The sequence below is a fragment of the Gemmatimonadales bacterium genome (genome assembly GCA_036279355.1).
GTDB lineage: Bacteria > Gemmatimonadota > Gemmatimonadetes > Gemmatimonadales > GWC2-71-9 > DASQPE01.
This window is the reverse complement of sequence record DASUJH010000012.1, coordinates 16,734-38,628: the sequence shown is the minus strand read 5'-3', so window position 1 is coordinate 38,628 and position 21,895 is coordinate 16,734. Positions and strand designations below refer to the sequence as shown.

Annotated in this window: 19 protein-coding genes and 1 riboswitch; of the genes, 6 read left to right on the top strand and 13 right to left on the bottom strand. The window is 70.9% G+C overall.

Annotated elements, in window-relative coordinates; translation table 11 throughout:
* Positions 1 to 7 precede the first annotated feature (7 nt).
* Positions 8 to 107, bottom strand: a riboswitch (cyclic di-GMP riboswitch).
* 278 nt (positions 108 to 385) lie between these two features.
* From VFW66_02720 to VFW66_02710, 3 genes are read right to left on the bottom strand one after another with little or no spacing between them, the layout of a single operon-like run.
* The gene (locus VFW66_02720) at positions 386 to 1,612 is read right to left on the bottom strand and encodes a DegT/DnrJ/EryC1/StrS family aminotransferase (GenBank protein HEX5385594.1); all 1,227 of its coding nucleotides are present in this window, start codon (positions 1,610 to 1,612) and stop codon (positions 386 to 388) included.
* Positions 1,609 to 2,634, bottom strand: coding sequence for a FemAB family XrtA/PEP-CTERM system-associated protein (locus VFW66_02715; protein HEX5385593.1), 1,026 nt, complete (start codon positions 2,632 to 2,634; stop codon positions 1,609 to 1,611). Before VFW66_02715 ends, VFW66_02720 begins: the two co-directional genes overlap by 4 nt.
* Positions 2,631 to 3,476, bottom strand: coding sequence for an XrtA system polysaccharide deacetylase (locus VFW66_02710; protein HEX5385592.1), 846 nt, complete (start codon positions 3,474 to 3,476; stop codon positions 2,631 to 2,633). Before VFW66_02710 ends, VFW66_02715 begins: the two co-directional genes overlap by 4 nt.
* Before the next feature lie 76 nt (positions 3,477 to 3,552).
* Between VFW66_02710 and VFW66_02705 the strand changes: the two genes are divergently transcribed.
* Positions 3,553 to 4,860 carry a VanZ family protein gene (locus VFW66_02705; GenBank protein HEX5385591.1) on the top strand — a complete coding sequence of 436 codons (1,308 nt, stop codon included), beginning with the start codon at positions 3,553 to 3,555 and terminating at the stop codon, positions 4,858 to 4,860.
* On the opposite strand, the gene VFW66_02700 is transcribed toward VFW66_02705, so the two are convergent.
* The 4 genes from VFW66_02700 to VFW66_02685 form a co-directional block, all read right to left on the bottom strand.
* Positions 4,815 to 5,372: an HNH endonuclease gene (locus VFW66_02700; GenBank protein HEX5385590.1), complete on the bottom strand. Its 558-nt coding sequence runs from the start codon at positions 5,370 to 5,372 to the stop codon at positions 4,815 to 4,817. The two genes, VFW66_02705 and VFW66_02700, sit on opposite strands and share 46 nt — an antisense overlap.
* A gap of 118 nt (positions 5,373 to 5,490) precedes the next feature.
* The gene (locus tag VFW66_02695) at positions 5,491 to 5,934 is read right to left on the bottom strand and encodes a hypothetical protein (protein HEX5385589.1); all 444 of its coding nucleotides are present in this window, start codon (positions 5,932 to 5,934) and stop codon (positions 5,491 to 5,493) included.
* Positions 5,931 to 7,175, bottom strand: coding sequence for an amidohydrolase family protein (locus VFW66_02690; GenBank protein HEX5385588.1), 1,245 nt, complete (start codon positions 7,173 to 7,175; stop codon positions 5,931 to 5,933). Before VFW66_02690 ends, VFW66_02695 begins: the two co-directional genes overlap by 4 nt.
* A 1-nt stretch (position 7,176) precedes the next feature.
* Positions 7,177 to 9,561, bottom strand: coding sequence for a PBP1A family penicillin-binding protein (locus tag VFW66_02685; GenBank protein HEX5385587.1), 2,385 nt, complete (start codon positions 9,559 to 9,561; stop codon positions 7,177 to 7,179).
* A gap of 59 nt (positions 9,562 to 9,620) precedes the next feature.
* On the opposite strand from VFW66_02685, the gene tyrS reads away from it, so the two are divergent.
* The gene (gene tyrS / locus VFW66_02680; GenBank protein ID HEX5385586.1) at positions 9,621 to 10,910 is read left to right on the top strand and encodes a tyrosine--tRNA ligase; all 1,290 of its coding nucleotides are present in this window, start codon (positions 9,621 to 9,623) and stop codon (positions 10,908 to 10,910) included.
* Positions 10,911 to 10,943: 33 nt separating this feature from the next.
* Here the strand turns inward: tyrS and VFW66_02675 are convergent, their stop codons facing one another.
* From VFW66_02675 to VFW66_02665, 3 genes are read right to left on the bottom strand one after another with little or no spacing between them, the layout of a single operon-like run.
* Entirely contained in the window at positions 10,944 to 12,503 is a 1,560-nt protein-coding gene (locus tag VFW66_02675; GenBank protein ID HEX5385585.1) for a helicase HerA-like domain-containing protein, read from the bottom strand.
* 27 nt (positions 12,504 to 12,530) lie between these two features.
* Positions 12,531 to 13,673 carry an aminotransferase class V-fold PLP-dependent enzyme gene (locus VFW66_02670; GenBank protein HEX5385584.1) on the bottom strand — a complete coding sequence of 381 codons (1,143 nt, stop codon included), beginning with the start codon at positions 13,671 to 13,673 and terminating at the stop codon, positions 12,531 to 12,533.
* A gap of 1 nt (position 13,674) precedes the next feature.
* Positions 13,675 to 14,595, bottom strand: coding sequence for an ABC transporter permease (locus VFW66_02665; protein HEX5385583.1), 921 nt, complete (start codon positions 14,593 to 14,595; stop codon positions 13,675 to 13,677).
* Positions 14,596 to 14,640: 45 nt separating this feature from the next.
* On the opposite strand from VFW66_02665, the gene VFW66_02660 reads away from it, so the two are divergent.
* On the top strand, positions 14,641 to 15,753 hold the full coding sequence (locus VFW66_02660; GenBank protein ID HEX5385582.1) for a patatin-like phospholipase family protein: 1,113 nt from the start codon (positions 14,641 to 14,643) through the stop codon (positions 15,751 to 15,753).
* A 28-nt stretch (positions 15,754 to 15,781) separates the two neighbouring features.
* Here the strand turns inward: VFW66_02660 and VFW66_02655 are convergent, their stop codons facing one another.
* The 3 genes from VFW66_02655 to VFW66_02645 are packed head-to-tail and all read right to left on the bottom strand — an operon-like array spanning position 15,782 to position 19,549.
* Positions 15,782 to 16,999, bottom strand: a complete 1,218-nt coding sequence (locus VFW66_02655; GenBank protein HEX5385581.1) for a glycosyltransferase family 4 protein — start codon at positions 16,997 to 16,999, stop codon at positions 15,782 to 15,784.
* Positions 16,989 to 17,981: a glycosyltransferase gene (locus VFW66_02650; GenBank protein ID HEX5385580.1), complete on the bottom strand. Its 993-nt coding sequence runs from the start codon at positions 17,979 to 17,981 to the stop codon at positions 16,989 to 16,991. The genes VFW66_02655 and VFW66_02650 overlap by 11 nt, the downstream gene beginning before the upstream one ends.
* Positions 17,981 to 19,549, bottom strand: a complete 1,569-nt coding sequence (locus tag VFW66_02645) for a response regulator (GenBank protein ID HEX5385579.1) — start codon at positions 19,547 to 19,549, stop codon at positions 17,981 to 17,983. Before VFW66_02645 ends, VFW66_02650 begins: the two co-directional genes overlap by 1 nt.
* A gap of 108 nt (positions 19,550 to 19,657) precedes the next feature.
* Here VFW66_02645 and VFW66_02640 point away from each other — a divergent pair, with 108 nt between their 5' ends.
* From VFW66_02640 to VFW66_02630, 3 genes are read left to right on the top strand one after another with little or no spacing between them, the layout of a single operon-like run.
* Positions 19,658 to 20,686 carry a glycosyltransferase family 9 protein gene (locus VFW66_02640; GenBank protein ID HEX5385578.1) on the top strand — a complete coding sequence of 343 codons (1,029 nt, stop codon included), beginning with the start codon at positions 19,658 to 19,660 and terminating at the stop codon, positions 20,684 to 20,686.
* Positions 20,668 to 21,096, top strand: a complete 429-nt coding sequence (locus tag VFW66_02635) for a hypothetical protein (GenBank protein ID HEX5385577.1) — start codon at positions 20,668 to 20,670, stop codon at positions 21,094 to 21,096. Before VFW66_02640 ends, VFW66_02635 begins: the two co-directional genes overlap by 19 nt.
* Before the next feature lie 46 nt (positions 21,097 to 21,142).
* Entirely contained in the window at positions 21,143 to 21,892 is a 750-nt protein-coding gene (locus VFW66_02630; protein ID HEX5385576.1) for a YebC/PmpR family DNA-binding transcriptional regulator, read from the top strand.
* The last annotated feature ends 3 nt before the right edge of the window (positions 21,893 to 21,895 follow it).

Here is a 21,895-nt window from a genome sequence, read left to right as displayed (position 1 = left end):
TCCGATCGCTGGCGGCCCGGCTGGCGTGTCGACCACCACCTATGCGGTAATCGAGTTAGCTCCGTGGCTCTGCGTCACCGCTTTCGCAGGCTTTGCCATTAGCAGCGTTTGAGAAACTGGGCGCGCCGTCGGGGCGCCAGTACTTGGACGCTGACTTTCGGCAAAGAACGGTCCAGCCGACCCGAACGCGAGCCGTAGCAGCCCGACAAGCGACTGTGCGCAAACCGCTTATCGGATCCGATTGCGTTCCAATCGACTGATTCTTGATGGCTCATGATTATACACGCGCCAAAACGTCCCCAGCATTTCGCCGGGATCGGTCAGGCGTGCGAGGAATTGAGCTGAGCGCGTTGTCCGTTTGCACGATTCGCGCCGCCGGCGCCAGCTAGCTCGGCCGGCCGCGCGCCATCCACCGTCCGAGCCGCACCAGATCCGCCTCGCCAAGGCGGCCGTGGGTCGGCAACGTGATGAGCCGGCGCGCAAGCTCGCGCGCGCCGGGGTACCCGTCGGCCGATGGCACCCGCCGCTCCCCAAACCCGTGGAGATCGGCGAGCGACCGCGGATAGCCGGGCCAGATGCCGAGTCGGTGCGCGGAACGCTGATCCGCCGCCGCTCGCGCGTTCGCACCGGCACGAAGCGGCAAGCGGAGGTAGCCCGCGACAGCGTCCGGTTGCTCATCAATCAACTCCAGCCCCGGGGCCAAGCGGGCCGCCGCGAGCAGGCGCTTGGCATTGGCGCGCCGCCGCTCGGCCTCGGCGGCCCCGAGGCGAATCGTTCGAGCCAGCACGCTGGCAGCGAACGGTGAGAGATGCGCGGCCGGCGCGGGCGCGCGATAGACCGTCTCGCCCAGCCGAAGGAAGGGCAGCGACAGCGGGACGCCGTACACGGCCGGCCGCGCGAGGAGCCACTGGGCAAAGAGCGCCACCGGCTCGCGGAGGGATGTGCGCGCCGCGGCCAGTGAATCGCGCTGCGACGCAAAGGCATCGCCAACGGTGCTGGACGCGGCGCCCACGGTGGCCGGTGCGTTCGCGAGCAGCGCCCCGCCCCGCCCGCCCGTCACGCCTTTGCCGCGTCCGAAGCTCAGCACGCCCCAGCGCCCGAGGGTGCCGGCCGGGGCATCGCCGAACAAGACGCCGGCGCCCTGTGCCGCATCTTCGATTACCACCGCTCCCGCCGCGTGTGCGAGCGCGGTCACCGCCGGAACATCCACCGGGATGCCGTAGAGATGCGCGACCACGACGGTGCCCGCGCCCGCATCCAGCGCGCGCCGGAGCGACGCCTCGTCCGGGCCGAGCGTGGCCGGGTCGAGATCGTACAGCAGGAACTCCACACCCGCCGCGTCCGCCGCCGTCGCGATGTCGTAGCAGCAATAAGCCGGCAGCGCCGCGGGGCCGGGGCGCTCGCGCGCCGCGAGCTTGAGTGCAAGCGCGAGCGCGCTCGTGCCGCTGTCGGTGAGCAGGAGGCCTGCCGGGTGATACGCAGCCGTGAGCGCCGCACGCACGCGCTCCACCACGCGATCGCGGGCGCCGCGCACCAGGAGCGCGCCGAACCCTGAAGCCAGCGCGCCGAGCGGCAGCGGCGAGTAGACCGGAAGCTGGGCTCTGAGCCTCACGGGATGCAGCGCACGATGCGCGGACCGAGCGCCGTCGCCACCGGGAGCGGCAGCCGCCGCCAGAGGCGCGGGCCCCACGCGTACGCCGCGTCGTCCGGTGAAGGCGTGCCGGTCGTCCCGCCGCGCGCGTGCTGATACCACCAGAGCGGCTCGTCGCGCGAGCCCCACTGGCGCTTGAACCGATGCGTGCCGGCGCCCGGCGTGCTCCGGCCGAAATTGAATACCCCGACGCGTTCCGCCACCGCCCGCCGCATGAACTCCCAGTAGAGCAGCATGTTGGGCGCGACGCGATTGTATGCCGAGAGCGCGGATGCCCAGGTCATCTCGAATTCGCCGCCCCAGCGGAAGCCGGCCCCGCACGCAATCGCACGCCCGCCGAGATACGCGCAGCCGAACCACGCATCTTCGCCGAACGCATCGGCCGCCGCCTGGAACAGCGCCTTCGGTTGCGTGGGCGTGCCGAGATCGCGCATGTGCTCGGCGAAGACGGCGAAGAACGGCTCGACCTGGTCGAGGCCGAAGCGCACTTCTACGCCGTCCTTCTGGGGCCGCTTGATCTGGCTCCGGAGCTTGGCGCCGAGCGCCTTCCAGAGCGCGTCGGGGTCGGCGGGGAGGTCGAGCAGCGTGGTCACCTTGCGATGTGACACCGGCAGCGCAATCGGGAGCTGCACGCGACTTCGGAGCTCGAGCAACTTGACCGCGCCGTCGCGCGCGAGTGCCAGCGCATGGTCCGCGAGTGCGCGCACCGACTCCTCGTCGCCCAGCGGGCCGCCGTAGTTCACGAACGGCATCGAGACGAGATAGTGCCCGAAGAGGCGGCTCCGCACCCGCACGAGCGGCAACACGCCGGTGAGCGCGCCCTGCCCGTCGCGCGCTCCGAGGTACACACATTCGTGGCCGAAGACGCGCTCGATCACGCCACGCCACTCGTAAAGATGAAAGTGGGTCCACCCGGCCTGAGCCCGGACCCGCGCGTTCCATTCTCCGCCTTCGCCCTTGTAGCGCTCGATTGCGACCGTCATCCGAGGGCGTACCGCCGCTCGGCGGAGGTGAAGCGGAACTGCCCGAGCAGCCGCTCGAGTCTGCCGAGCGTCCGGCCGAGACCGTTGTAGTGGCGGAGGCGGGTGAGCGGGGAGACCGCGAGGCGCGGTTGCCCGGGATCGATTTCCCAGGGATGGATGTAGAACATCGCCGACTTGCCGGCCGAGCTGTGCTCCTCGAGCGCGCGCGCGGTGAGGGCATAGGGGAGCTGGCGGAAGTAGCCCCCGCCGGCGGCTGGCACCCGCACCGGGCCAAAGAGCGTCGTGGCCATCGGCAGCTCGAGCAGCGAGCCCGCGGGGCGCTGCACCCGGTACGCTTCGGTGGGCGCGCCAGGATAGCCGTAACCGGGACGCCGGATCGGGAAGATGCTCGAGTCGTACCGATAGCCGGCCTCGATCAGCGCATCGAACGCCCACTCGGCACCTGGCACGATCGAAAAGCTCGGCGCGCGGAATCCGACGACCGGCACCCCCGCGATGTCCTCCAGCACCGTGCGGCAGCGGCGCACATCCTCCAGGAACTCGCCCGGCGCGAGACTCGTCACCCGCCGGTGCCACCAGCTATGCGCCGCGATGCCATGCCCCGCGGCCGCGATGCGCCGTATCAGCGCGGGCTTTCGCTCCGCCACCCAGCCGACGGTGAAGAACGTGGCACTCGCGCCGTGCCGCGCGAGCAGCTCGAGCAGCGTGTCCACGCTCGCCTCCACCCGGCTCGGCAACGACTCCCACGCCCGGCGCGGCACAGCGCGCTCGAAGGCGAGCACCTGGAAGTATTCCTCCACGTCGACCGAGAAGACGTGGGCTGCGGCGGCGTCGGGATTCATGCGCGGAATATACGAACGGAGCACCGATGCGCGGACCGCGCCTTGTCGCGCCGCAGCCGCCCGAAGATCTTCGGGCATGGTGCGCACCCGGCTCCGACTCGGCGCGAGTATCACCGCGATGGGCCTGGTCGCGATCTTCCTCGCGACGTTGACGCCCGCGCCCGACCAGGCCCGCCTCGTCGCCAAGCTTCCCACCTGGTGCCTGGTCTGCGGTGACCTCGGCGGCGTGGACGTCACGCTCAACGTCCTCCTCTTCATTCCGTTCGGCATCGGGTTGACGCTGGCCGGCGTCCGCTGGCGGCGGGTCATCCTCATTGCCGCCGTCACGAGCGGATGCATCGAGCTCTTGCAGTACTCCGCCATCGTCGGCCGGGATGCGTCGCTCAGCGACTTTCTGACCAACACGCTGGGCGGCGCCCTCGGCGCGCTCATTGCGAACACTGCGCGTACGTGGCTCACGCCGAGGTCCGCGCCGGCGCGGCGCCTTGCCGCGGCGGCGGCGCTCGTCTGGATTGCGCAGGCGGTCGTGACGGCGTACGCCTTGACGCCGTCGCTGCCGCGCAGCGTGTACTGGGGCCAGCACGCGCCCGACCTCGAGCAGTTCGAGCGATTCCGTGGGCAGGTGGTCTCGGCCGACATCGGTCCAGCAGAGATTCCGGAAGGCCGCCTCCGGAACTCAGCGCGGGTCCGCGCACTGCTCCTCGACTCCGCCACGTTCCAGGCCATCGCCGTGCCCGCGGGCCCGACGCCGGGCCTGGCGCCGGTCGCGAGCATCTTCGACGGGGACAAGAATGAAATCGCGCTGCTCGGGCAGGATGGCGTCGACCTCGTGTTTCGCCTCCGCACGCACGCCGTCGACCTCCGGTTGCGCCCGCCGGCCCTGCGCGTGGCGTCGGCCTTTGCGGCAGGCCCGGCGGACACGGTACGCATGTCCGGCGTGCTCGTGGGCAATCGGCTCGTGGCGCGGGTGAGCGCGGGGAGCGCCACCCGGGAAGCGGCCCGCGCGCTTAGCCCGCAGTGGGGGTGGAGCCTGCTGCTGCCGTTTCACCACGCCTTCGGTGCCGACACCGCCTGGGTCACGGCTCTCTGGATCGCGGCGTGGCTCGCCGTGCTCGGCTACTGGACGCGACAGGGGTGGACGGCACCCGCGAGCGCGGCGCTCGTGCTCCTCGCAACAGCCGTGGCGGGACTGGTGGTGGTGCCGTGGGTCTTCGGGTTCGAGCCGGCGCCGTTCACGCAGTGGCTCGGGGCCGTATGCGGGGCCGCGATCGGGTGGGGGGCGGGCGCATGGATGGCGCGCTCGGGACGGCGCCTGCTCCGCGCGATCGATCGCGCGGACTACGCGATCGATCCGCCGAGCGCGCGGAGCGCCGCCTCGCCGTAGAAGAGGCGGATGTACTTGGCCTGCGGCGCAGTGAGCCGGCGCACCGCCCACGAGAGGTGGACGAAGTGCGGCTCGTGGGGGGGCGTGATCGGGTGCATGCCGCACTCCCCCGGCAGGTGATTCCCCTTGCGCGTATTGCAGGTGCTGCACGCCGTGACCACGTTGGTCCACTCGTTGTCCCCGCCGCGCGAGAGCGGCACCAGGTGATCGCGGGTGAGGCACTCGCGGTGGCGCAGCTCGGTCTGACCGCGGTGGCAGAACTGGCACCGGTAGCCGTCGCGGGCAAAGAGGAATGTGTTGGTGACCTGGCGACGGAAGCGGCGGGGGACGTGGACGAACTTGACGAGGCGGATGATGGCGGGCTTGGGCAGCGTCAGGCGTTCGCTGCGGACGACGTCGCCGCCGTCCGCCTCGACGATTTCCGCTTTACCCTCGATGACGAGCCGCAGCGCCCGCCGCACCGGCACCATGGTGAGCGGCTCGAACGAAGCATTCAGCGCCAGACAACGCACGAGCCGCCTCTCGACCCAGAACGAACGGATTCCCAGTGGACTGCGGGAACAAAGATGACGCTGGAATCGTAACCGGCAGCGCGGGAGCCCGGCAAGGGAGCGCGGCGGTTATCCGCCGTCATCGTATCAGCTCCTCGATCCGCTTCGCCACCACGCGCCGCAGCCGCTCGCTCCGCGTGATGATGAGCACCGTGTCATCGCCCGCGAGCGTACCGATGATCTCGCTCCAGCCAGCCTGATCGAGCGCGGCGGTGACGGCGCCGGCCGCGCCCGTTGCCGTCTTGAGCACGAGAATCGGGCCGACGCCGTCGGCGCTCACCAGCAGCGTCGGCAGCACGTGGGAGAGATCGGGGCGGATGCCGCTGTCGGGCGGGTGCGCGTAGTACGCACCCTGCTGCGGGTCGGTGAGCTTGGCGAGCCCCAGCTCCCGGATGTCGCGCGAGAGCGTCGCCTGCGTCACGGCGAACCCTTCCCCCGAGAGCGCCTGTCGCAGGTGCTCCTGGTTCTGGATGCGCTGCTCGCGGACGATCCTGAGAATCGCGGCCTGCCGCTGGATCTTCATGCTTCCGGTCTCCGGTAAACCTGCCGGCCCCCGACGTACGTGGCCACAACGTGGTCCCTCCGGCTTTCGAGCACGCGTTCCGCGAGCGAATCCGCCGTGCCGGGCTCGACCCGCACGGCCGCGATGTCCCCCCATTTGCCCGGTAGCAGGCTTCCGATCTCGCCTTCGAGCCCGAGCGCGCGCGCGCCGCCCAGCGTCGCAAGCTCGAGCGCCCCATCCGCGCTGAGCCCGGCCAGCTCACGCGCCGCGCGCGCTTCCGCCAGCAGGTCGAGCGCACCCACGCTCACCTCCGAGTCGGTGCCGAGGCCGACCCTGAGCCCCGCGGCGAGCAAGCGGCCGAGCGGCGCGGCGCCGTGCCCATGGCGGCGGTTCGAGCGCGGGCAGTGCGCCACGGCGGAGCCGGCCCGGGCGAGGCGCGCGATGTCGTCGGCGTCCACCTGTACCACATGGATGGCCAGCGTGTCGGGGCCGAGCACGCCATGGCGCTCGAGCCACGCCACCGGCGAGCACCCGGGCTGTGCCGGCGCCGGAATGCCCCGGCGGCGCCATGCCTCGGCGAACGGCCCCGCGGCGCCGCGAAGAAGCTGCGTCTCCGCGGGCGATTCGGCTAGATGCACCGCGATCGGAAGCCCGGCGCCGCGGGCCCACGCGGCCGTTCCGCTGTAGAGCGGGCCACTCACCGTGTACGGTGCGTGCGGCGAGACGCCGATCCGCACCCGCTCCGACGCGAAGCGGCTCGACCTGGTGACCGACTCGACGAGCGCGGCGAGACTGGTGGCGCACTGCTCCGGATGGGGCCCGAACACTTCTTGGTAGGCGATGCCCGTGCCGCCCAGCTCGGCGAGCGCGCGGATGACGGCGCCGCTGTCGCCCGTATCGGCGACGGTCGTGACGCCGCCCGCCCAGCAGTCGGCCACGCCGCGCCGCGCGGCCTCCGCCCAAGCGTCGGGCGCGCGGGCGGCCTTGCGCTCGCGCAGATGCCGGATCCATTCGGCGAATTCCGCATCGTCGACCTCGCCTCCGAGGCCAGTGAGCTCGAGATGGGTGTGCACGTTGACGAGACCGGGGACGAGCACAGCGTCCGGATGGCGCGACGCAGGCACGTCGGGCGGCGCCGGCACCTCGGCCTCGGGGCCGACGCGGGCGATGCGCCCGTCGGGATCGATGAGCACGGCGGCCTGAGCGATGGGCGACCCCTCGACGGGCAGCGCCCACCCGGCGCTCAGCCGGCAGGCCGGCACGTCAGCGGGGAGGTCGCGGACCGGCCGCAGGTTTGGCCGGGGGGACGGGCGCTGGAGCGGGCGCTGGAGCGGGCGCGGCATTGCCGGGAGGCCCCTGACCGCCCATGACGCCCGCAGGTACCGGAGCGGCGGACGGTGGCGCCGCGGGCGCGGTCGGCCCCTCGGGCGGATCCGCGCCCGGCACGAACACCCGCGCGCCAACGGCCGGTGCCGGCGAGCCCGGCGCTGCACCCGGCGGTCCGTTCCCGCCCATCACTCCGCCGGCACCGCCAACGTTGAACGGCGAATGCACCGGGCAGAACTGGGTCGGCTCGGTGCCGGGGATGAACGACTCGATGTAGTGGTCGTCCTTGGGACAGAACGGCGTCGCCTTATAGCCGGTGGTACGGTCGACGTCCTGCACCGTGAGCCCAGCGGGACGGGGCCACGCGGCCGGCGTCGGGCGCCGGTCGTACACCTCGGTCATCATCGCGGTCCACGCGGGCGCCGCGAGAATGCCGCCCTGCGCGTTGGACTTGATCTTCTGCGGCTGGTCGAAGCCGATCCAGAGGCCGGTGACGAGGTCGGGCGTGAAGCCGATGAACCAGACGTCGTTGCCGTCGTTGGTGGTTCCGGTCTTGCCGCCGGCCGGAACCTTGAATCCGCGCGCCGTGACTGCCGAGTACGCGGTGCCGTGGCGCACCACGTCCCGCAGCACGTCGTTCATGAGCCAGGCGTGGAGCGTATCCATCACCACCTCGGACCGCACCATCGGTTGCCAGACGATCTTGCCGCTCCGGTCTTCGACCCGGAGGATCGCGTTCGGCACGGTGCGCACGCCGAGGTTGGCGAACGTCGTGTAGGCCGCGATCATCTCGATCGGAATCACGTCGGCCGAGCCGATGCTGATGGAGGGCACCGGCGGGATTCGCGTGGTGAGCCCGAACTTGGCCGCCTCGGCGATCACCGCCTGCTCGCCGAGCTGCATGCCGAGCTTCACGGCGACGATGTTGCGCGAGACCATGAGCGCCCGGCGCAGAGTCATCGGGCCCTCGAACTCGTTGTCGTAGTTCTGCGGCGTCCAGATGCCCTGCGGCGGCGTCATCTCGACGACGAGCGGGTCGTCGGCGATCACGTACGAGAGCGGGTAGCCGGCCTCCACCGCCGCCGAATAGACGATCGGCTTGAAGGTCGAGCCCGGCTGCCGGCGCGACTGCGTCGCGCGGTTGAACTTGCTGTCGTCGAAGTCGCGCCCGCCCACCATGGCGCGGATCGCGCCGGTCTTGGCCTCGAGCGTCACCAGCAGCCCCTGCAGGTAGGGCGTGGTGGCGTTGAGCGTGTCCTCGGGCGCGTCGGCGCGCGCGTCGAGGTACTGCTGGTAAGTGGTGTGGGGGAACTTGCCGTCGGCGCCGTTCTCGATGGCCTCGAGCCGCGCCTCGAGCGCGCGCTCGGCGGCCTGCTGCATGTCGAGGTCGAGCGTGGTGTAGATCCGGAGCCCCGAGCGATAGAGATCGGGGCCGAAGCGGGCATCGAGCTGCTGCCGCACGTACTCGACGAAATATTCGGCGACGCCGCTATAGTCCGAGCGAGACGAGAGCAGCAGCGGGTACGCCTTCCAGCGCTCGGCCTCGCGCTCGCTCAACAGGCCGTCGTCGCGCAGCAGGTTGATGATGGTGTTGCGGCGCTGGACATTCGAGTTGGGGTGGCGGCGCGGATTGTAGTAGGCCGGCGCCTTGGGGATCGCCGCGAGTGTGGCCGCCTCGGCGAGATTCAGCTCGCGCACCGACTTGCCGAAGTAGCGTTGGGAGGCGGCCTCCACGCCGTAGGCGCCGTTGCCGAGCGGGATCTGATTGAGGTAGAGCTCGAGGATCTTGTCCTTGGGATACTTCCGCTCGATCTCGAGCGCCACCTTTGCCTCGCGCAGCTTCCGGCGCAGCGATTTGTCCCGCCCGCTGATGTCCTCCGGCCAGAGATTGCGCGCGAGCTGCATCGTGATGGTCGAAAACCCCTCGGCAAAGCGCAGCCGGAAGATGTTGGTCCGGACGGCGCCGAAGAACCTGAGCCAATCGATGCCGTGATGACTGTAGAAGCGCTTGTCCTCGGTCTCGATGAAGGCGGCCTTCACGTAGGGCGACATCTCGCCCACCGGGACCACCGTGCGCCGCTCCAGCCCGAGATCGGTGATAAGGCGGCCGTCGGCGGCGTAAACCTTGGAGGCCTGGTTCGGATCGTAACGGTCGAGCCCTTCGATCGAGGGGCAGGTGTTGCCGGCGCACGCGCGGGTCCACGCCGCGAGCAACACGGCGAACCCGAACACGACGGCGGCGAGCGAGGCGACGAGCAGGGTGCGACGGTGCCGAGGCGTGTGCCAGATCCTGGCGGCCGACGCGATGAGCCGGTGGGGCATCCGCCAAAGCTAGCCGGGGGAACTGGACAGGAAAAGCGTGTACCGCTTACGCTTTGCGCGTGCCCGATCTCTTCCAGATCTATCAGACCCGCGGCTTCGTGCATGACGCGACGCCCGGCCTTGCCGAGCGGCTCCGGCAGGGGCCGATCACGGCCTACGTGGGCTTCGACCCGACGGCGGATTCACTTCACGTCGGGAGCCTCGTGCCCGTGATGGGGCTCGCCTGGCTTCAGCGCGCCGGCGGCACTCCCATCGCGCTCGTGGGCGGCGGCACCGGCATGGTGGGCGATCCGAGCGGCAAGCGGAGCGAGCGGCCCGTGCTGCCGCTCGATGCGATCGACGCCAACGCCGCGGCCATCCGCGCGCAGCTCGGCCGCTTCCTCGAGTTCCGCGCGCCCGCGACCGGCGCCCGCGGTGCCGAAGCGGCGGCAAATGCGGCGATCATGCGCAACAACGCGGACTGGCTCCGGCCCCTCGGCCTCATGCAGTTCCTCCGCGACGTGGGCAAGCACTTCACCCTGAGCTACATGCTGCAGAAGGAGTCGGTGCGGAGCCGGCTCGAGACCGGTATTTCGTACACCGAGTTCAGCTACATGCTGATCCAGGCGTTCGACTTCTGGCACCTGTTCCGCGCGGAAGGCTGCGAGCTGCAGATGGGCGGGAGCGACCAGTGGGGCAACATCACGGCCGGGATCGAGCTGATCGCGCGGCGGGAGCAGCGCGCCGCGCACGGGCTCGTGTTCCCGCTCATCACGACGGCGGCAGGGACCAAGTTCGGCAAGAGCGAGGAGGGCAACGTCTGGCTCGACCCGGCCAAGACGAGCCCGTACAAGTTCTACCAGTTCTGGCTCAACACCGACGACCGTGACGTCGAGCGCTATCTCAAGCTGTTCACGTTTCTGCCGGTCGACGAGATCGCCGCGGTCATGAACGATCAGGCTGCCGATCCGGCCCGCAGGCCGGGTCAGCGGCGGCTCGCGTTTGCGGTGACCGAGCTGGTGCACGGCGCCGACGAGGCGGCGCGGGCCCGCGACGCGAGCACGGCGCTTTTCGGCGGCGGGAGCGACGGTGCGCTCGCCGCGATCGCCGAGAACAGCGACATGCCGGCGGTGACGATCGCGCGCGCGCGATTGGGGGAAGGGATGGCGCTGGTCGACGCGCTGGTGCTCGCGGGCCTTGCCGCATCGAAGGGCGAGGCCCGGCGCGGCGTCCAGGGCCGCGGCTACTATCTCAACGGCGAGCCGATCGCCGACGCCAACCTTCGCCTCACGGCCGACGACTTCGGCGGCCGCGGGTTCGTGCTGCTGCGGAAGGGCAAGAAGAATTACGTAAAGCTCGTCCTGAGTTGACCGGCGGCGCGCGGCGGCGCGCCGAACCGCGCGCTACCAGCGGCTGCGCCGACTCCCCGAGCTTGGCTTGGCGCCGAGCATCCCGAAGATTCCGCGCACCACTTCGCGCCCGACGGTCCGCCCGAAGGACGACGTAAGCGCGCCGACCAGCGCGCCGCCCGCCACCTGCGCAATCGTCTTGGCAGCTCGTCCGCTCTTGGCGGGTTGCGCGGTGCCGCCACCCGCCCCGTCGCCCGCCGGCTCGGTCTGCTGCATCCGCTTCGCCAGCATCTCGCGCGCGCTCTCCCGGTCCACCGCCTTCCCGTACGTCGCGAGCAGCGGCGACTGCCGCACGTCGGCCTGCAGCTCGTCCGGCGTGAGCGGCCCCATGCGCGACTCGGGCGGAATGAATCGGGCGGCCACGACCGGCGTCGGAACGCCGCGCGGATCGAGCGCGGTCACCACCGCCTCGCCGATGCCGAGCGATGTAAGCGTTTCCTCGAGATCGTAGAAGCCGGTCTTGGGAAACGTGCGCACCGTGGCGCGGAGCGCGGCCTCGTCGTTCGGCGTGTGCGCCCGGAGCGCGTGCTGCACCCGGTTGCCCAGTTGCGCCAGCACCGAGTCCGGCACGTCCTTGGGCGTCTGGGTGACGAAATAGACGCCCACACCCTTCGAGCGAATGAGCCGCACCACCTGCTCCACCTGCTCCAGGAACGCCTTCGAGGCGTCGTCGAAGAGCAGGTGCGCCTCGTCGAAGAAGAACACCAGCTTCGGCCTGGGCAGGTCCCCCGCCTCGGGCAGGTTATGGTACAGCTCGGCCAGGAGCCACATGAGAAATGTCGAGTAGAGCTTCGGCTTATCCTGCACGTCGGCCAGCTCGAGGCAGGTGACGACGCCGCGCCCGTCCGACGTCGTCTGCAGGCACTCCTTCACGTCGAACTCCGGCTCGCCGAAGAACTGATCGGCTCCCTGGGTTTCGAGCTCCACCATGCTACGGAGCAGCACACCGACGGACGCGGTCGACATCCCGCCGTACTGGGCGAGCTCCGGTTTGCCTTCGTCCGAGGTGAGGAACTGGAGCAGGGCGCGCAGGTCCGGCAGATCGAGCAGCGGCAGTCCCTTGTCGTCTGCGTACTTGAAAACCATCGCCAGCACGCTCGACTGGGTCTCGTTGAGCGAGAGCACCTTGGCCAGGAGAATCGGACCGAACGAGCTGACCGTGGCGCGGAGCTGCACGCCGAGCTTGCCGCTCAGGCTCACGAATTCGGTCGGGATGCCCTTGGGTTTCCAGTCATAACCCACGTCCTTTGCGCGGGCGGCGATCTTGTCGTTCGCCTCGCCCGGCACCGCGATGCCGGAGAGATCGCCCTTGATGTCGGCGGCGAACACCGGCACGCCAGCCGCCGAGAGCTGCTCGGCGAGAAATTGGAGCGTCTTGGTCTTGCCGGTGCCGGTGGCGCCGGCGATTAGCCCGTGCCGGTTCATCATACCGAGCGGGATCTTGATCTTGGGCTCGGGATAGGTGTGCTGGCCGTCGACGGCCGCGCCGAGGATCACCGAAGGGTCGGTGAAGCCGTAGCCGTCGCGCAGCATATCGGTGAAGGATTGCGCCATGGGGGTAGCCGGTTGAGGTGAGAGGAGTCAGCGCGCGCGGTCCAGCACGTCCGCGACGCGGGCCAGCTCCTCGGGAGTGTTGTAGACGTGGGGGCTCAGGCGGATGGCGCCCTCGCGTACCGTGGCGGTCACACCCGCCGCGCGAAGCGCCTGGTGCGCGGCGGCGATGTCCGGCAGCTCGATGCAGAGAATGGCGGACCCGTGCGGATCGCGTGGACCGCAGGGCGAGGTGAGCCGCATACCGCGCCGCGCCGCCCACTCGAGAATCGGGTCACACACGCGGGCCAGGTGGCGGCGGATTTCGTCGATCCCAAGCTCGAGCAGCAGGCCGAGCGACGCATTCATTCCGGCAAAGTCCTGGAACGGAAGCGTCACCAGCTCGTACCGCCGCGCGTTGGCGCGCAGGCGGGTGTCGTATCCGGTGAGCCGCGTGAAATCGTCGGTGCCCTCGAAGGCGAGCCAACCCACATCGGCGGGCGGGAGCGCCGCGATGAGCTCGCGCCGCACGTACACGAAGCCCGAGCCCCAGGGGGAGAGCAGCCACTTCTGCGCCCCGCAGGAGAGCACATCCACGGGCATGGCGCGCACGTCGACCGGAAGCTGGCCCACGCCCTGGATCGCGTCGACCACGAGAAAGGTCTCCGTCTCCCGCGCTGCCGCGGAAAGCCGCGCCAGGTCCACCGTGTAGCCGTTGGCGAACTGGGTGAGCGACACCGCGAGCACCCGCACACGCGGGTCCGCGATGCGCGCGACGAGCGCGTCCTCGTCCGGCCATCCCTCGGCCGTCGTCGGCGCCAGCTCGAACGCGACGCCGCGGTCCCGGAGCGCCATCCAGGGATACACGTTGGCGGGAAATTCGCGGTCGCTCGCGAGCACGATGTCGCCGGGGCCGAGCGGGAGCGCGCGGGCGGCGAGGTTGAGCCCGTAGCTCGTGTTGGTGGCGAGCGCGATCTCATCGGGCTCCGCGTTGATGAGCCGCGCGGCCAGCCGGCGCGCGTCGGTCAGCGTGGCGTAGAGCAATCGGTCCGGGAGCTGGTGCGGCGCCGCCTTCATCCGCGCCCACTCTTCGCCCACGCGGCGGGTGCGCTCCGGCAGCGGGCCGATGCCGGCGGCGTTCAGGTAGATCGCCTCGGCGGTCCAGGGAAATTCTTCCGCCCGAAGGCGGCCCACGTCAAAGCCGGGGATCGAACGCCTCCCGGAGCGCATCGCCCACGAGATTGAACCCGAGCACCGCCATGCCGATCGCGATGCCGGGCGCGAACGAGACCCACGGCGCCACCCGCAGCAGGTCGCGCCCGTCAGCCACCATGGCGCCCCAGCTCGGCGTCGGCGGCTGCGCGCCGAGCCCGACGAACGAGAGCGCCGCCTCGGCCATGATGGCGCCGGCCGCGCCGAGGGTGGCGGCGATGATGACCTGCGCCTGCACGTTGGGCAAGAGATGGCGCCAGAGGACCCGCCGGTCGCGCGCGCCGAGCGCCCGCGCCGCCGTGACGTACTCGGCGCCCCGGAGCACGAGCACCTGGCCGCGGACGATGCGCGCCATCCCGGCCCAGCCCACGACGCCGATGACGACGAACACGAGCGGCAGCGACGGCCGCACCGCGGCCGCCACCGCGATGAGCAGGAGCAGCGTGGGAAAGGCGAGCGTGATGTCGGCGAGCCGCATGATGAGCGCATCGACCCACCGGCCGTAGAAGCCGGCGACGAGTCCGAGCAACACGCCCAGCGTCACCGCCACCGCCTGCGAAATGACGCCCACGGCGAGCGACAGCCGCGCTCCATAGAGGACGCGGCTCAGCACGTCGCGCCCCTCCGAGTCGGTGCCGAGGAGGTAGTGGAGGCTCGGATGCAGGAGGTACGCGTCGCGCAGGTCGCCGTGGATCGGATCGTGTGGCGCGAGCCACGGTGCGAAGGCGGCGGCCATCACCACCACGGCCACGAGCACGGCGCCAAGGCGGAAAAACCGGTCGCGCCGCCAGCGATCGAGCAGCACCGCGGCCGGGCCGATGGGTAGTCCGGCGCGGGGCGTGGCCTCCGGAGCCGGCGCCTCGGGAGCTTCGTTCTTGACCGGGATCACTGCAAGTGTCGGCATCGGGCTCGAGATTGGCTACCGGTGGCACCAGGATTGCACATGCCCATGCGAGCGCAAGGTTACGTGGCCAATATCTCCCGAGGCAAGCAGGTGGGGCAGATCACGCCGTTCACACTTGTGTTGAGTGGCGGGGGTATGAAGGGCCTCGCTCACGTCGGCGTGTTTCAGGCGCTCGACGAGCGGGGGCTCACGCCGGCGCTCGTGGTCGGCTCGAGCATGGGGTCGCTGGTGGGCGCGGCATGGGCCTGCGGGATCCCCACCGACGAGATGCGCGCGCGGGCGCTCGCGGTGCAGCGGCGCCACGTGTTCAAGGTAGCGCACGCCGACATGGCGCTCCGCCGCATGCTCTCGCCCGCCGTGTACCGCCGCGAGCCGCTCGAGATGCTGATCGCCGAGCTGGTGGGCGAGTGCAATCTCCGCGATGTCCGCCGCCGTCTTCTCATCAACACCGTCGACATCAACTCGGGCGCCCAGGTCGCGTGGGGGGTGCCCGGATTCGACGATGCACCGCTCGCCGACGTGGTGTTCGCCTCCTGCGCGCTTCCCGGCATCTTTCCGCCCCGCGAGATCCGCGGACGCTGGTACGTGGACGGCGCGGTGCTCGAGAACCTTCCGGTGCGCGTCGCAGCAGCCGCGGCCTCGTGGCCCATCCTTGCGGTGAACGTGGCGGCGACGAGCGTGCGCCGGGCCGACATCGAGAAGCAGGGTTTCGCCGCGACCTACATCCGCGGGCTCGAGATCGTGATGCAAACCCAGATCGAGGCGACGCTGCGCCACTGGAAGGGCCCCCCGCTGGTGCTGGTGCAACCGCCGGTGGAAGACATCTCCATGTTCGCCTTCGACCGCACGGCCGAGCTGCTCGACGCGGGTTACGCCGCTACGCTCGATGCGCTCGACCGCCTCGGCTGCCGGCTCGACCAGCTCGGGCCCGGCCTGCACCCGACCCGCTGGGTGCGCGTGCAGGTGGACGAGACGCGGTGCGTGGGATGCGGCGTCTGCGCCGCTCAGGCGCCGACCGTTTTTCGCCTGGGCCGCCGGGGCAAGGCACACGTGCTGGCGCCGGTGCAGCAGTGGTCGCCGCTCGACGAGGCGTGCGTGCAGGGGTGTCCAAGCGGCGCCATCACGCTCGATCCCGCGGAGCCGGCCACGGCGGCGTAGCGGCGACATCGCGCGCCGCGCCGCCGATTCAGATCCGCTCGAGGTCGCGTGGCGCCGGCTGCTCCCCGCCCGCCTCCGAAGTGACGCTCGCCGCGATGCCGGCCAGATCCACCGCCACCCTGTCCCAGTTGTAGTAGCGCTCGATCTCCCGCCGCCCGGCGGCGCCGAACCGGTCGGCCAGACCCGGATCGCGCAGCAGGCGCCGGATTGCCTCCGCCACTTCTTCCGGATGCTCGGCATCCACCAGCAGTCCCGTGTGCCCGTCCTGCACCGCCTCCGGCAGCCCGCCACTCCGCGCCGCCACGACGGGGCGCCCCGAGCTCGCCGCCTCGGCGAGCGCGATGCCGAACCCTTCCACGCTGAGCGCCGACTTGCCGGAGACGCCGACGTATACCCGCGCCAGGTTGTAGAGCGCCGGAAGGTCGGCGTCGGGCACGCCGCCCAGGAGGCGCACGCGGCCGCCGAGGCCGAGCTCGGCGATGAGCGCCTCGAGCTCGCGCCGGCCCTCGCCCGTGCCGACGATGGCGTAGCGCACGTCGGCTTCGGTGTCGTTCAGCTCGGTGAGCGCGCGCAGCACGATGTCGAGGCCCCGATCGGGCGCCAGTTGCGTGAGCGAGAGGATCCAGCGCCCGTCGCCGAGTCCGTAGCGCTCGCGCACGGCGTCGGTCGGAACACCGGGCCGGAAGAAGTCGGGATCGCTGCCCAGCGGCACGAAGCGCACCCGGTCGGCGGACGCGTCGAGCTCGAGCTCGCGCAGCACCGTGAGGCAGTGGCCGCGGATCCACTCGCTTACGGCGACGAGCACGCTCGCCGCACCAAGCAGCGCCGCCGCGGTGCGGCGCGTGAGGGCCGAGCGGTGGATCTCATGTTGTAAGAGCAGGAGGTCGGTGCCGTGGACCAGGATGCCGTAGGGCGTTCCCACGCGCTCGAGCGTCCATTTGGCGGGGTAGCCGGCGTGGTGAATGTCGCCGCACCAGATGAACCGCGTGTGGTGGCTCCGCGCGAGCACCGCGGCGCGGCGAGACCAGAGCAGCAGGCCCTGTAGCGTCCGCATCTGCTTGGGCGGCAGCGGCAGGCGATCGATGTCGCCGGGAAACGTGGCGTCCACGTCCTGGCTCTCGGGATCGGCACCGGTCGAGACCACGATGCCCGGTGCGGGATAGCGCCGAGCCACCTCCGCCATCCAGCGCGCGAGGCCGCCGCCCATCGGCGGGAACGCGTGGGTGAGGAGCAGATCAGACGGCATGGCTCAGGAGCGCCGTATCGAGGAGCGCCGCCATGCGATGCATCAGCGTATGCTGCTCGAGGGCGCGGCGCCGCGCGGCGGCGGCGAGCTGCCCGGCGGCGGCCGGATCGTGCAGCGTCTCGCGCACGAGCGCCTTGAGCTCACCCTCGTCGTGATAGACCAGCACCTCGGCGCCCGGCTCGAAGTGACGGCAGAGATCGGACCTGGCATCGCACACCTGGGGCACGCCGATGGCGGCCAGCTCGAACAGGCGGCGGTTGCAGCCGGCGCCCGGCCGATCCTCGTCGCGGTGGATGTTGACGCCGACCGACGCGCCGGCGTACGCCCGGACGTAGTCCGGAAGGCTCAGCCGCTCGCCGCGGCAGTAGTCGCGGAGCGGCGTGCGGCGCCAGCCCGGCCCCCACACGGCGAGGCCGAATTCGGTGAGCTGACCGAGCAGCCGCTCGCGCCGCGCCGTCGCATGGCCGGCAAAGACGACGTTGGCGCGGAAGCGGTCGCGCGCGGTGAGCGGCCGATGGACCGAGGGATCGCAGCCGGCGGGGAGATAGCCGGCGCGCGGCAGGCCAACCTCGTCCAGCATTTCGGCCGCGTCCATCCCGGCGACGAAGACGGCGTCGAAGGCCGGCGCTGCCGCCACGAGCGCGGCGAGCCGGGCGCCGTCCAATTCGTCCGAGACCCAGCAGATCCACTTCGCATGCGACGCGCGCCGGAGGCTCGCGACCGTCTCGGCCGGCACTGCCGGCGCGTCGAGCACGAGCACGAGATCGGGTGCGTGGCGGGCGAGCGCGCAACCGAGCCGGTGCTGGAGCGTGGTGCGCCCGATGAGCCGGCCCACCCAACCGGGCCCGCGGTCCAGGTCGAGCGCCACCACCCTGCAGCCCAGCCGCGCGAGCGCGCGCCGATGGAGCTGCGGATGGGCCAGCGTATCCGCGGCAAAGGCCGCCACCAGGAGGACGGTCGCGTTGCATCGGGACGCCGCCACTACCCGCGCCTCGGATGCAGCAGCGCGATCGGCAGCACTACTTCTTCGGGTGAGATGCCGCCGTGGAGGAACGATCCCCGGTAGCGGGCCTGGTACTCTCTGAGCTTGGTCGGGTAGACGAAGAAGCGGTCGCCGGTGGCGAGCAGGAGCCGCGTGGTCGGAAGCTGCGCCGGGAGGCCGAAACTCGGCAGGTCCTCGACCACGAGCGCGGCCTCGGGATCCTCGGCCCGGAGATCGTCGCCGAACTTGTAGCGCAGGTTCGAGGTCGTGTCGCGCTTGGCGAAGACCGTGGCCGGCGTGTGGCAGTGGATCGAGCCGTGATCCGTCGTGAGCAACACCGGCACCCCGCGCCGCTCCGCCTCGCGCAGCGCGTCCCAGAGCGGCGAGCGCTCGAACCAGGTGCGGGTGAGGTTGCGGAGCGAAGGCGTATCGCGCGCCACCTCGTACAGCGTGGAGTTCTCGGTGCGGCCATGGGTGAGCTGGTCGATAAAGTTGAAGACCAGCGCGGTGACGCCCTCCTGCGCCAGGTGCGCGGGCAGCCGCTTGAGCAGCCCGTCGCCGTCGGCTGAGGTGAAGACTTTCTCGTAGCGCACCGGCGTGGCGCGGCCGGTGAGCTCGCGGAGCTGCTCGCCGAGCAGCTCGGCCTCGTAGCCGTTGAGGCTCGCCTCGTCGCCGCCGTCGCTCCACCACTGCGGATAGCGCGCGGCGATCTCCGCCGGAAAGAGCCCGCTGAAGATGGCGTTCCGCGCGAACGGCGTCGCGGTCGGCAGGATCGAGAAGTAGTGCGCCGTCTCGATGTCGAACCGGCGGGCGATGAGCGGCCGGAGCATCGCCCATTGATCCAGGCGGAGGCAGTCGACCACGACGAGCATGGCGCGCCGATGGCTCTCGAGGAGCGGGCGGAGAAACTCGGTGCCGATGTCGACCGAAAGCGGCGGCCGGTCGCGGTGGGCCTCGTGCAGCCAGCCGGAGTAATGCCTCGCCACGTACCGGGCGAAATCGGCGCGAAGACTGTCCTGCAGCGTGCGCAGCGCGTCCTGCAAGCCCGGCTCGTCCGCCTGGCCGAGCCGCACTTCCCATTCGGCCAGCTCGACCACCAACTCGACCCACTCGCGCCAGCCCATCGGTGCGGCGCGCCGGGACTCGAGCTCGCGGAAGCGGGTGGCGAAGTCGCGGGAGAGCCGCTGCTGGCGAATGCGATCGCCGTCGAGCAGGCGGGTCACGACCGAGAGGATCTGGCGCGGGTTGACCGGCTTGACGAGATAGTCGGAGACCTCGGACCCGATCGCGTCCTTGAGGGTCTCAGGCTCCTCGCTCTTCGTCACCATGACGACGGGAAGCGCGTGATCGGTCGCGCGGATCGACTGAAACAGCTCGAGCCCGCGGCGGCCGGGCATCTGCTCGTCGAGCAGCACGACGCCGTAGTTCTGCCGCTGGAGCAGAACGATCGCGTCGTCGCCGTGGGTGGCAGTCTCGACCGTGAAGCCGTGCTCCTGCAGGAACAGGATGTGCGACGTGAGGCTCTCCACCTCATCGTCCACCCAGAGAATGCTCTTGGGCCGGGTCATAGGCGAAAGGTACCGGTCGTGACGGGCGCTTTCAACGCGCCGGGGGGCGCCCTCGACGCGCGGCCGGCACGCTGGCACGCTCCCGGCGCCGCCCGTACATTTTCCGGCGTGATCCCCGCCGTCATGCTCTCACAGCAGATCCTCGCGGTGCGGTTCGGCTCCATCGGCGACGTGCTGCTCGCCACGCCGCTCCTCCGCGCCATCCGCGCGCGCCATCCGGGCGCGCGGCTCACGGTGCTGACCTACCGCCGCCACGCGCCGCTCCTGCTCGACAACCCGCACGTGGATGAGGTCATCGGCCTCACCCCGGGGGCCTCGCTCCTGAGCATCGCGGCACGGGTCCGGGCGTCGCGCTTCAGCTACCGCCTCGACCTGGATGGCGGCCCGCGGAGCCGGCTGCTGCGCGTGCTCGCGCCGGGCGGCTGGCAGACGGCGCCACGCTACACGGTGGCACGCGAGGTCCTGATCCGTACCAAAAGGAATATCTACCCCGAGGACATCCCGCTGGCCGAGCGCTACTTCGACGCGGCAAAGGCGCTCGACGTGGTGCCGGACGGCGGACCCGCCGAATTCTTTCTGAGCGACGATTCGGTGGCGCAGGCCGAGGCGTGGTTGGCCCAGGCGGGGCTCGGGCAAGCGCGGCCGTTCGTCGCCTTTGCGCCGGGCGCCTCGCGGGCCACCAAGCGTTGGCCACTGGAGCACTGGGTAAAGCTGGTTCGGCGGGTGACGGGCACCGGAGCCGATGCGATTGTGGTGGGCGGAGCCGACGACACCGCGCTTGCCGCCGACCTCGCCGTCCGGAGCAGCACCCGTACGGTGAACGCGGCCGGAGCCCTGAGCGTGCAGATGACGGGGGCCGTGCTCAAGCGGTCGGCCGCCGTCATTACCGGACAAACCGGCGCGATGCACATGGCGGCCGCGGTCGGCACGCCGCTCGTGGCGCTCGTCGGACCCACCGTGCGCGCCTTCGGCGGCTACCCGTACAACGCCCACCGCGCGACCGTGCTCGAGCGGAGTCTCTCCTGCCGCCCGTGCAGCCGGGACGGCAGCGACGGCTGCCCGCTGGGCCACCACTTCTGCATGCGGGAAATTCAACCAGAGGCCGTCTTCAGCGCGCTATGCCGGACGCTGGCCTGAACGGATGGGATCCGGCGGCGAGCGCATTGCTCGCGCAGCTTCCGCGCACGGGGCGCGGCCCGCGGCGCGACGGCATCTTTGCGCTCTGGCTCACGCTGCGCGTGGCGCAGGACCTCTTTGCCGACCCGCCGCCCGCCGAGCGGGCGCACCGGCGGCGGGTGGCGGCGCTGGAGCATCGGCTCTCGAGCCTCACCTTGCCGCCCCCGCTCCGGCGCGCGCTTACTGCCGGGATCGCCGAGCTCAGCGCCGGCGATCCGGCGGTGGCCGTGCAGGTGCTGAGTCAACTGGTCGCCCCGGCGCGCGAAGGCGCGGGGCCGGAGGCCGGCGAGGCGCTGGCCCAAGCGGCGCGGGCCGCGCGGGCGCGTGAGCTTTCCGGCGCGCGACTAGCCCGCCGCCCGGCGCAGGACTAGATTCCGGCGTTTAGCTCCAACTTCGGTCGTCGCAAGGAGTTCGGCTATGGCCGGGCACAGCAAATGGAAGCAGATCAAACGCAAGAAGGCGGTGACCGATTCCCGCCGTGCGTCGGCATGGACCAAGGTCATCCGGGAAATCACCGTTGCCGCCAAGGCGGGCGGCGGCGACATCGGCGGCAATCCCCGGCTTCGCCTTGCGGTGGACTCCGCGCGGGCCGTCAACATGCCCAAGGACAACATCGAGCGGGCCATCAAGAAGGGCACCGGCGAGCTGGAGGGGTCGAGCTACGAGGAGCTGACCTACGAGGGCTACGGCCCCGGTGGCGCCGCGATCTTCATCGAAACGCTCACCGATAACCCGAACCGCACCGTCGCCGAGATCCGCCACGCGTTCAGCCGCAACGGGGGCAACCTGGGCGCGAGCAACTCGGTGGCGTGGATGTTCGACCGGAAAGGGCAGATCTACCTCGACGCTTCGCGAAACGACGAGGACGCGACGCTCGAGGCCGCCCTCGACGCCGGCGCCGAAGATTTCGCCCGGGACGGCGATCAGTACGTCGTCACGACGCCGCCCAACGATCTGCACGCGGTGCAGGATGCGCTCAAGGCCCACCGGATCGAAATCGATTCGGCCGAGCTCGCGATGGTGCCGAAAAACACCGTCCGGGTGGAAGGCGCCGACGCCGAGCGCATCCTCAGGCTGATGGAGGCGCTCGAGGAGCTGGACGACGTCTCCAAGGTCTCGTCCAACTTCGACATCGACGCGGCTCAGCTCGCGGGCGCCGAGGCCTGAGCG

Bases quoted from the DNA above. Each gene is read 5' to 3' on its own strand.
- VFW66_02635 (HEX5385577.1), top strand. From the start codon at position 20,668: ATGCCGGACGCTGGCCTGAACGGATGGGATCCGGCGGCGAGCGCATTG.
- VFW66_02655 (HEX5385581.1), bottom strand. From the start codon at position 16,999: ATGCCGTCTGATCTGCTCCTCACCCACGCGTTCCCGCCGATGGGCGGC.
- VFW66_02630 (HEX5385576.1), top strand. From the start codon at position 21,143: ATGGCCGGGCACAGCAAATGGAAGCAGATCAAACGCAAGAAGGCGGTG.
- VFW66_02645 (HEX5385579.1), bottom strand. From the start codon at position 19,549: ATGACCCGGCCCAAGAGCATTCTCTGGGTGGACGATGAGGTGGAGAGC.
- VFW66_02705 (HEX5385591.1), top strand. From the start codon at position 3,553: ATGGTGCGCACCCGGCTCCGACTCGGCGCGAGTATCACCGCGATGGGC.
- VFW66_02665 (HEX5385583.1), bottom strand. From the start codon at position 14,595: ATGCCGACACTTGCAGTGATCCCGGTCAAGAACGAAGCTCCCGAGGCG.
- VFW66_02710 (HEX5385592.1), bottom strand. From the start codon at position 3,476: ATGAATCCCGACGCCGCCGCAGCCCACGTCTTCTCGGTCGACGTGGAG.
- VFW66_02685 (HEX5385587.1), bottom strand. From the start codon at position 9,561: ATGCCCCACCGGCTCATCGCGTCGGCCGCCAGGATCTGGCACACGCCT.
- VFW66_02695 (HEX5385589.1), bottom strand. From the start codon at position 5,934: ATGAAGATCCAGCGGCAGGCCGCGATTCTCAGGATCGTCCGCGAGCAG.
- VFW66_02675 (HEX5385585.1), bottom strand. From the start codon at position 12,503: ATGGCGCAATCCTTCACCGATATGCTGCGCGACGGCTACGGCTTCACC.
- VFW66_02715 (HEX5385593.1), bottom strand. From the start codon at position 2,634: ATGACGGTCGCAATCGAGCGCTACAAGGGCGAAGGCGGAGAATGGAAC.
- VFW66_02660 (HEX5385582.1), top strand. From the start codon at position 14,641: ATGCGAGCGCAAGGTTACGTGGCCAATATCTCCCGAGGCAAGCAGGTG.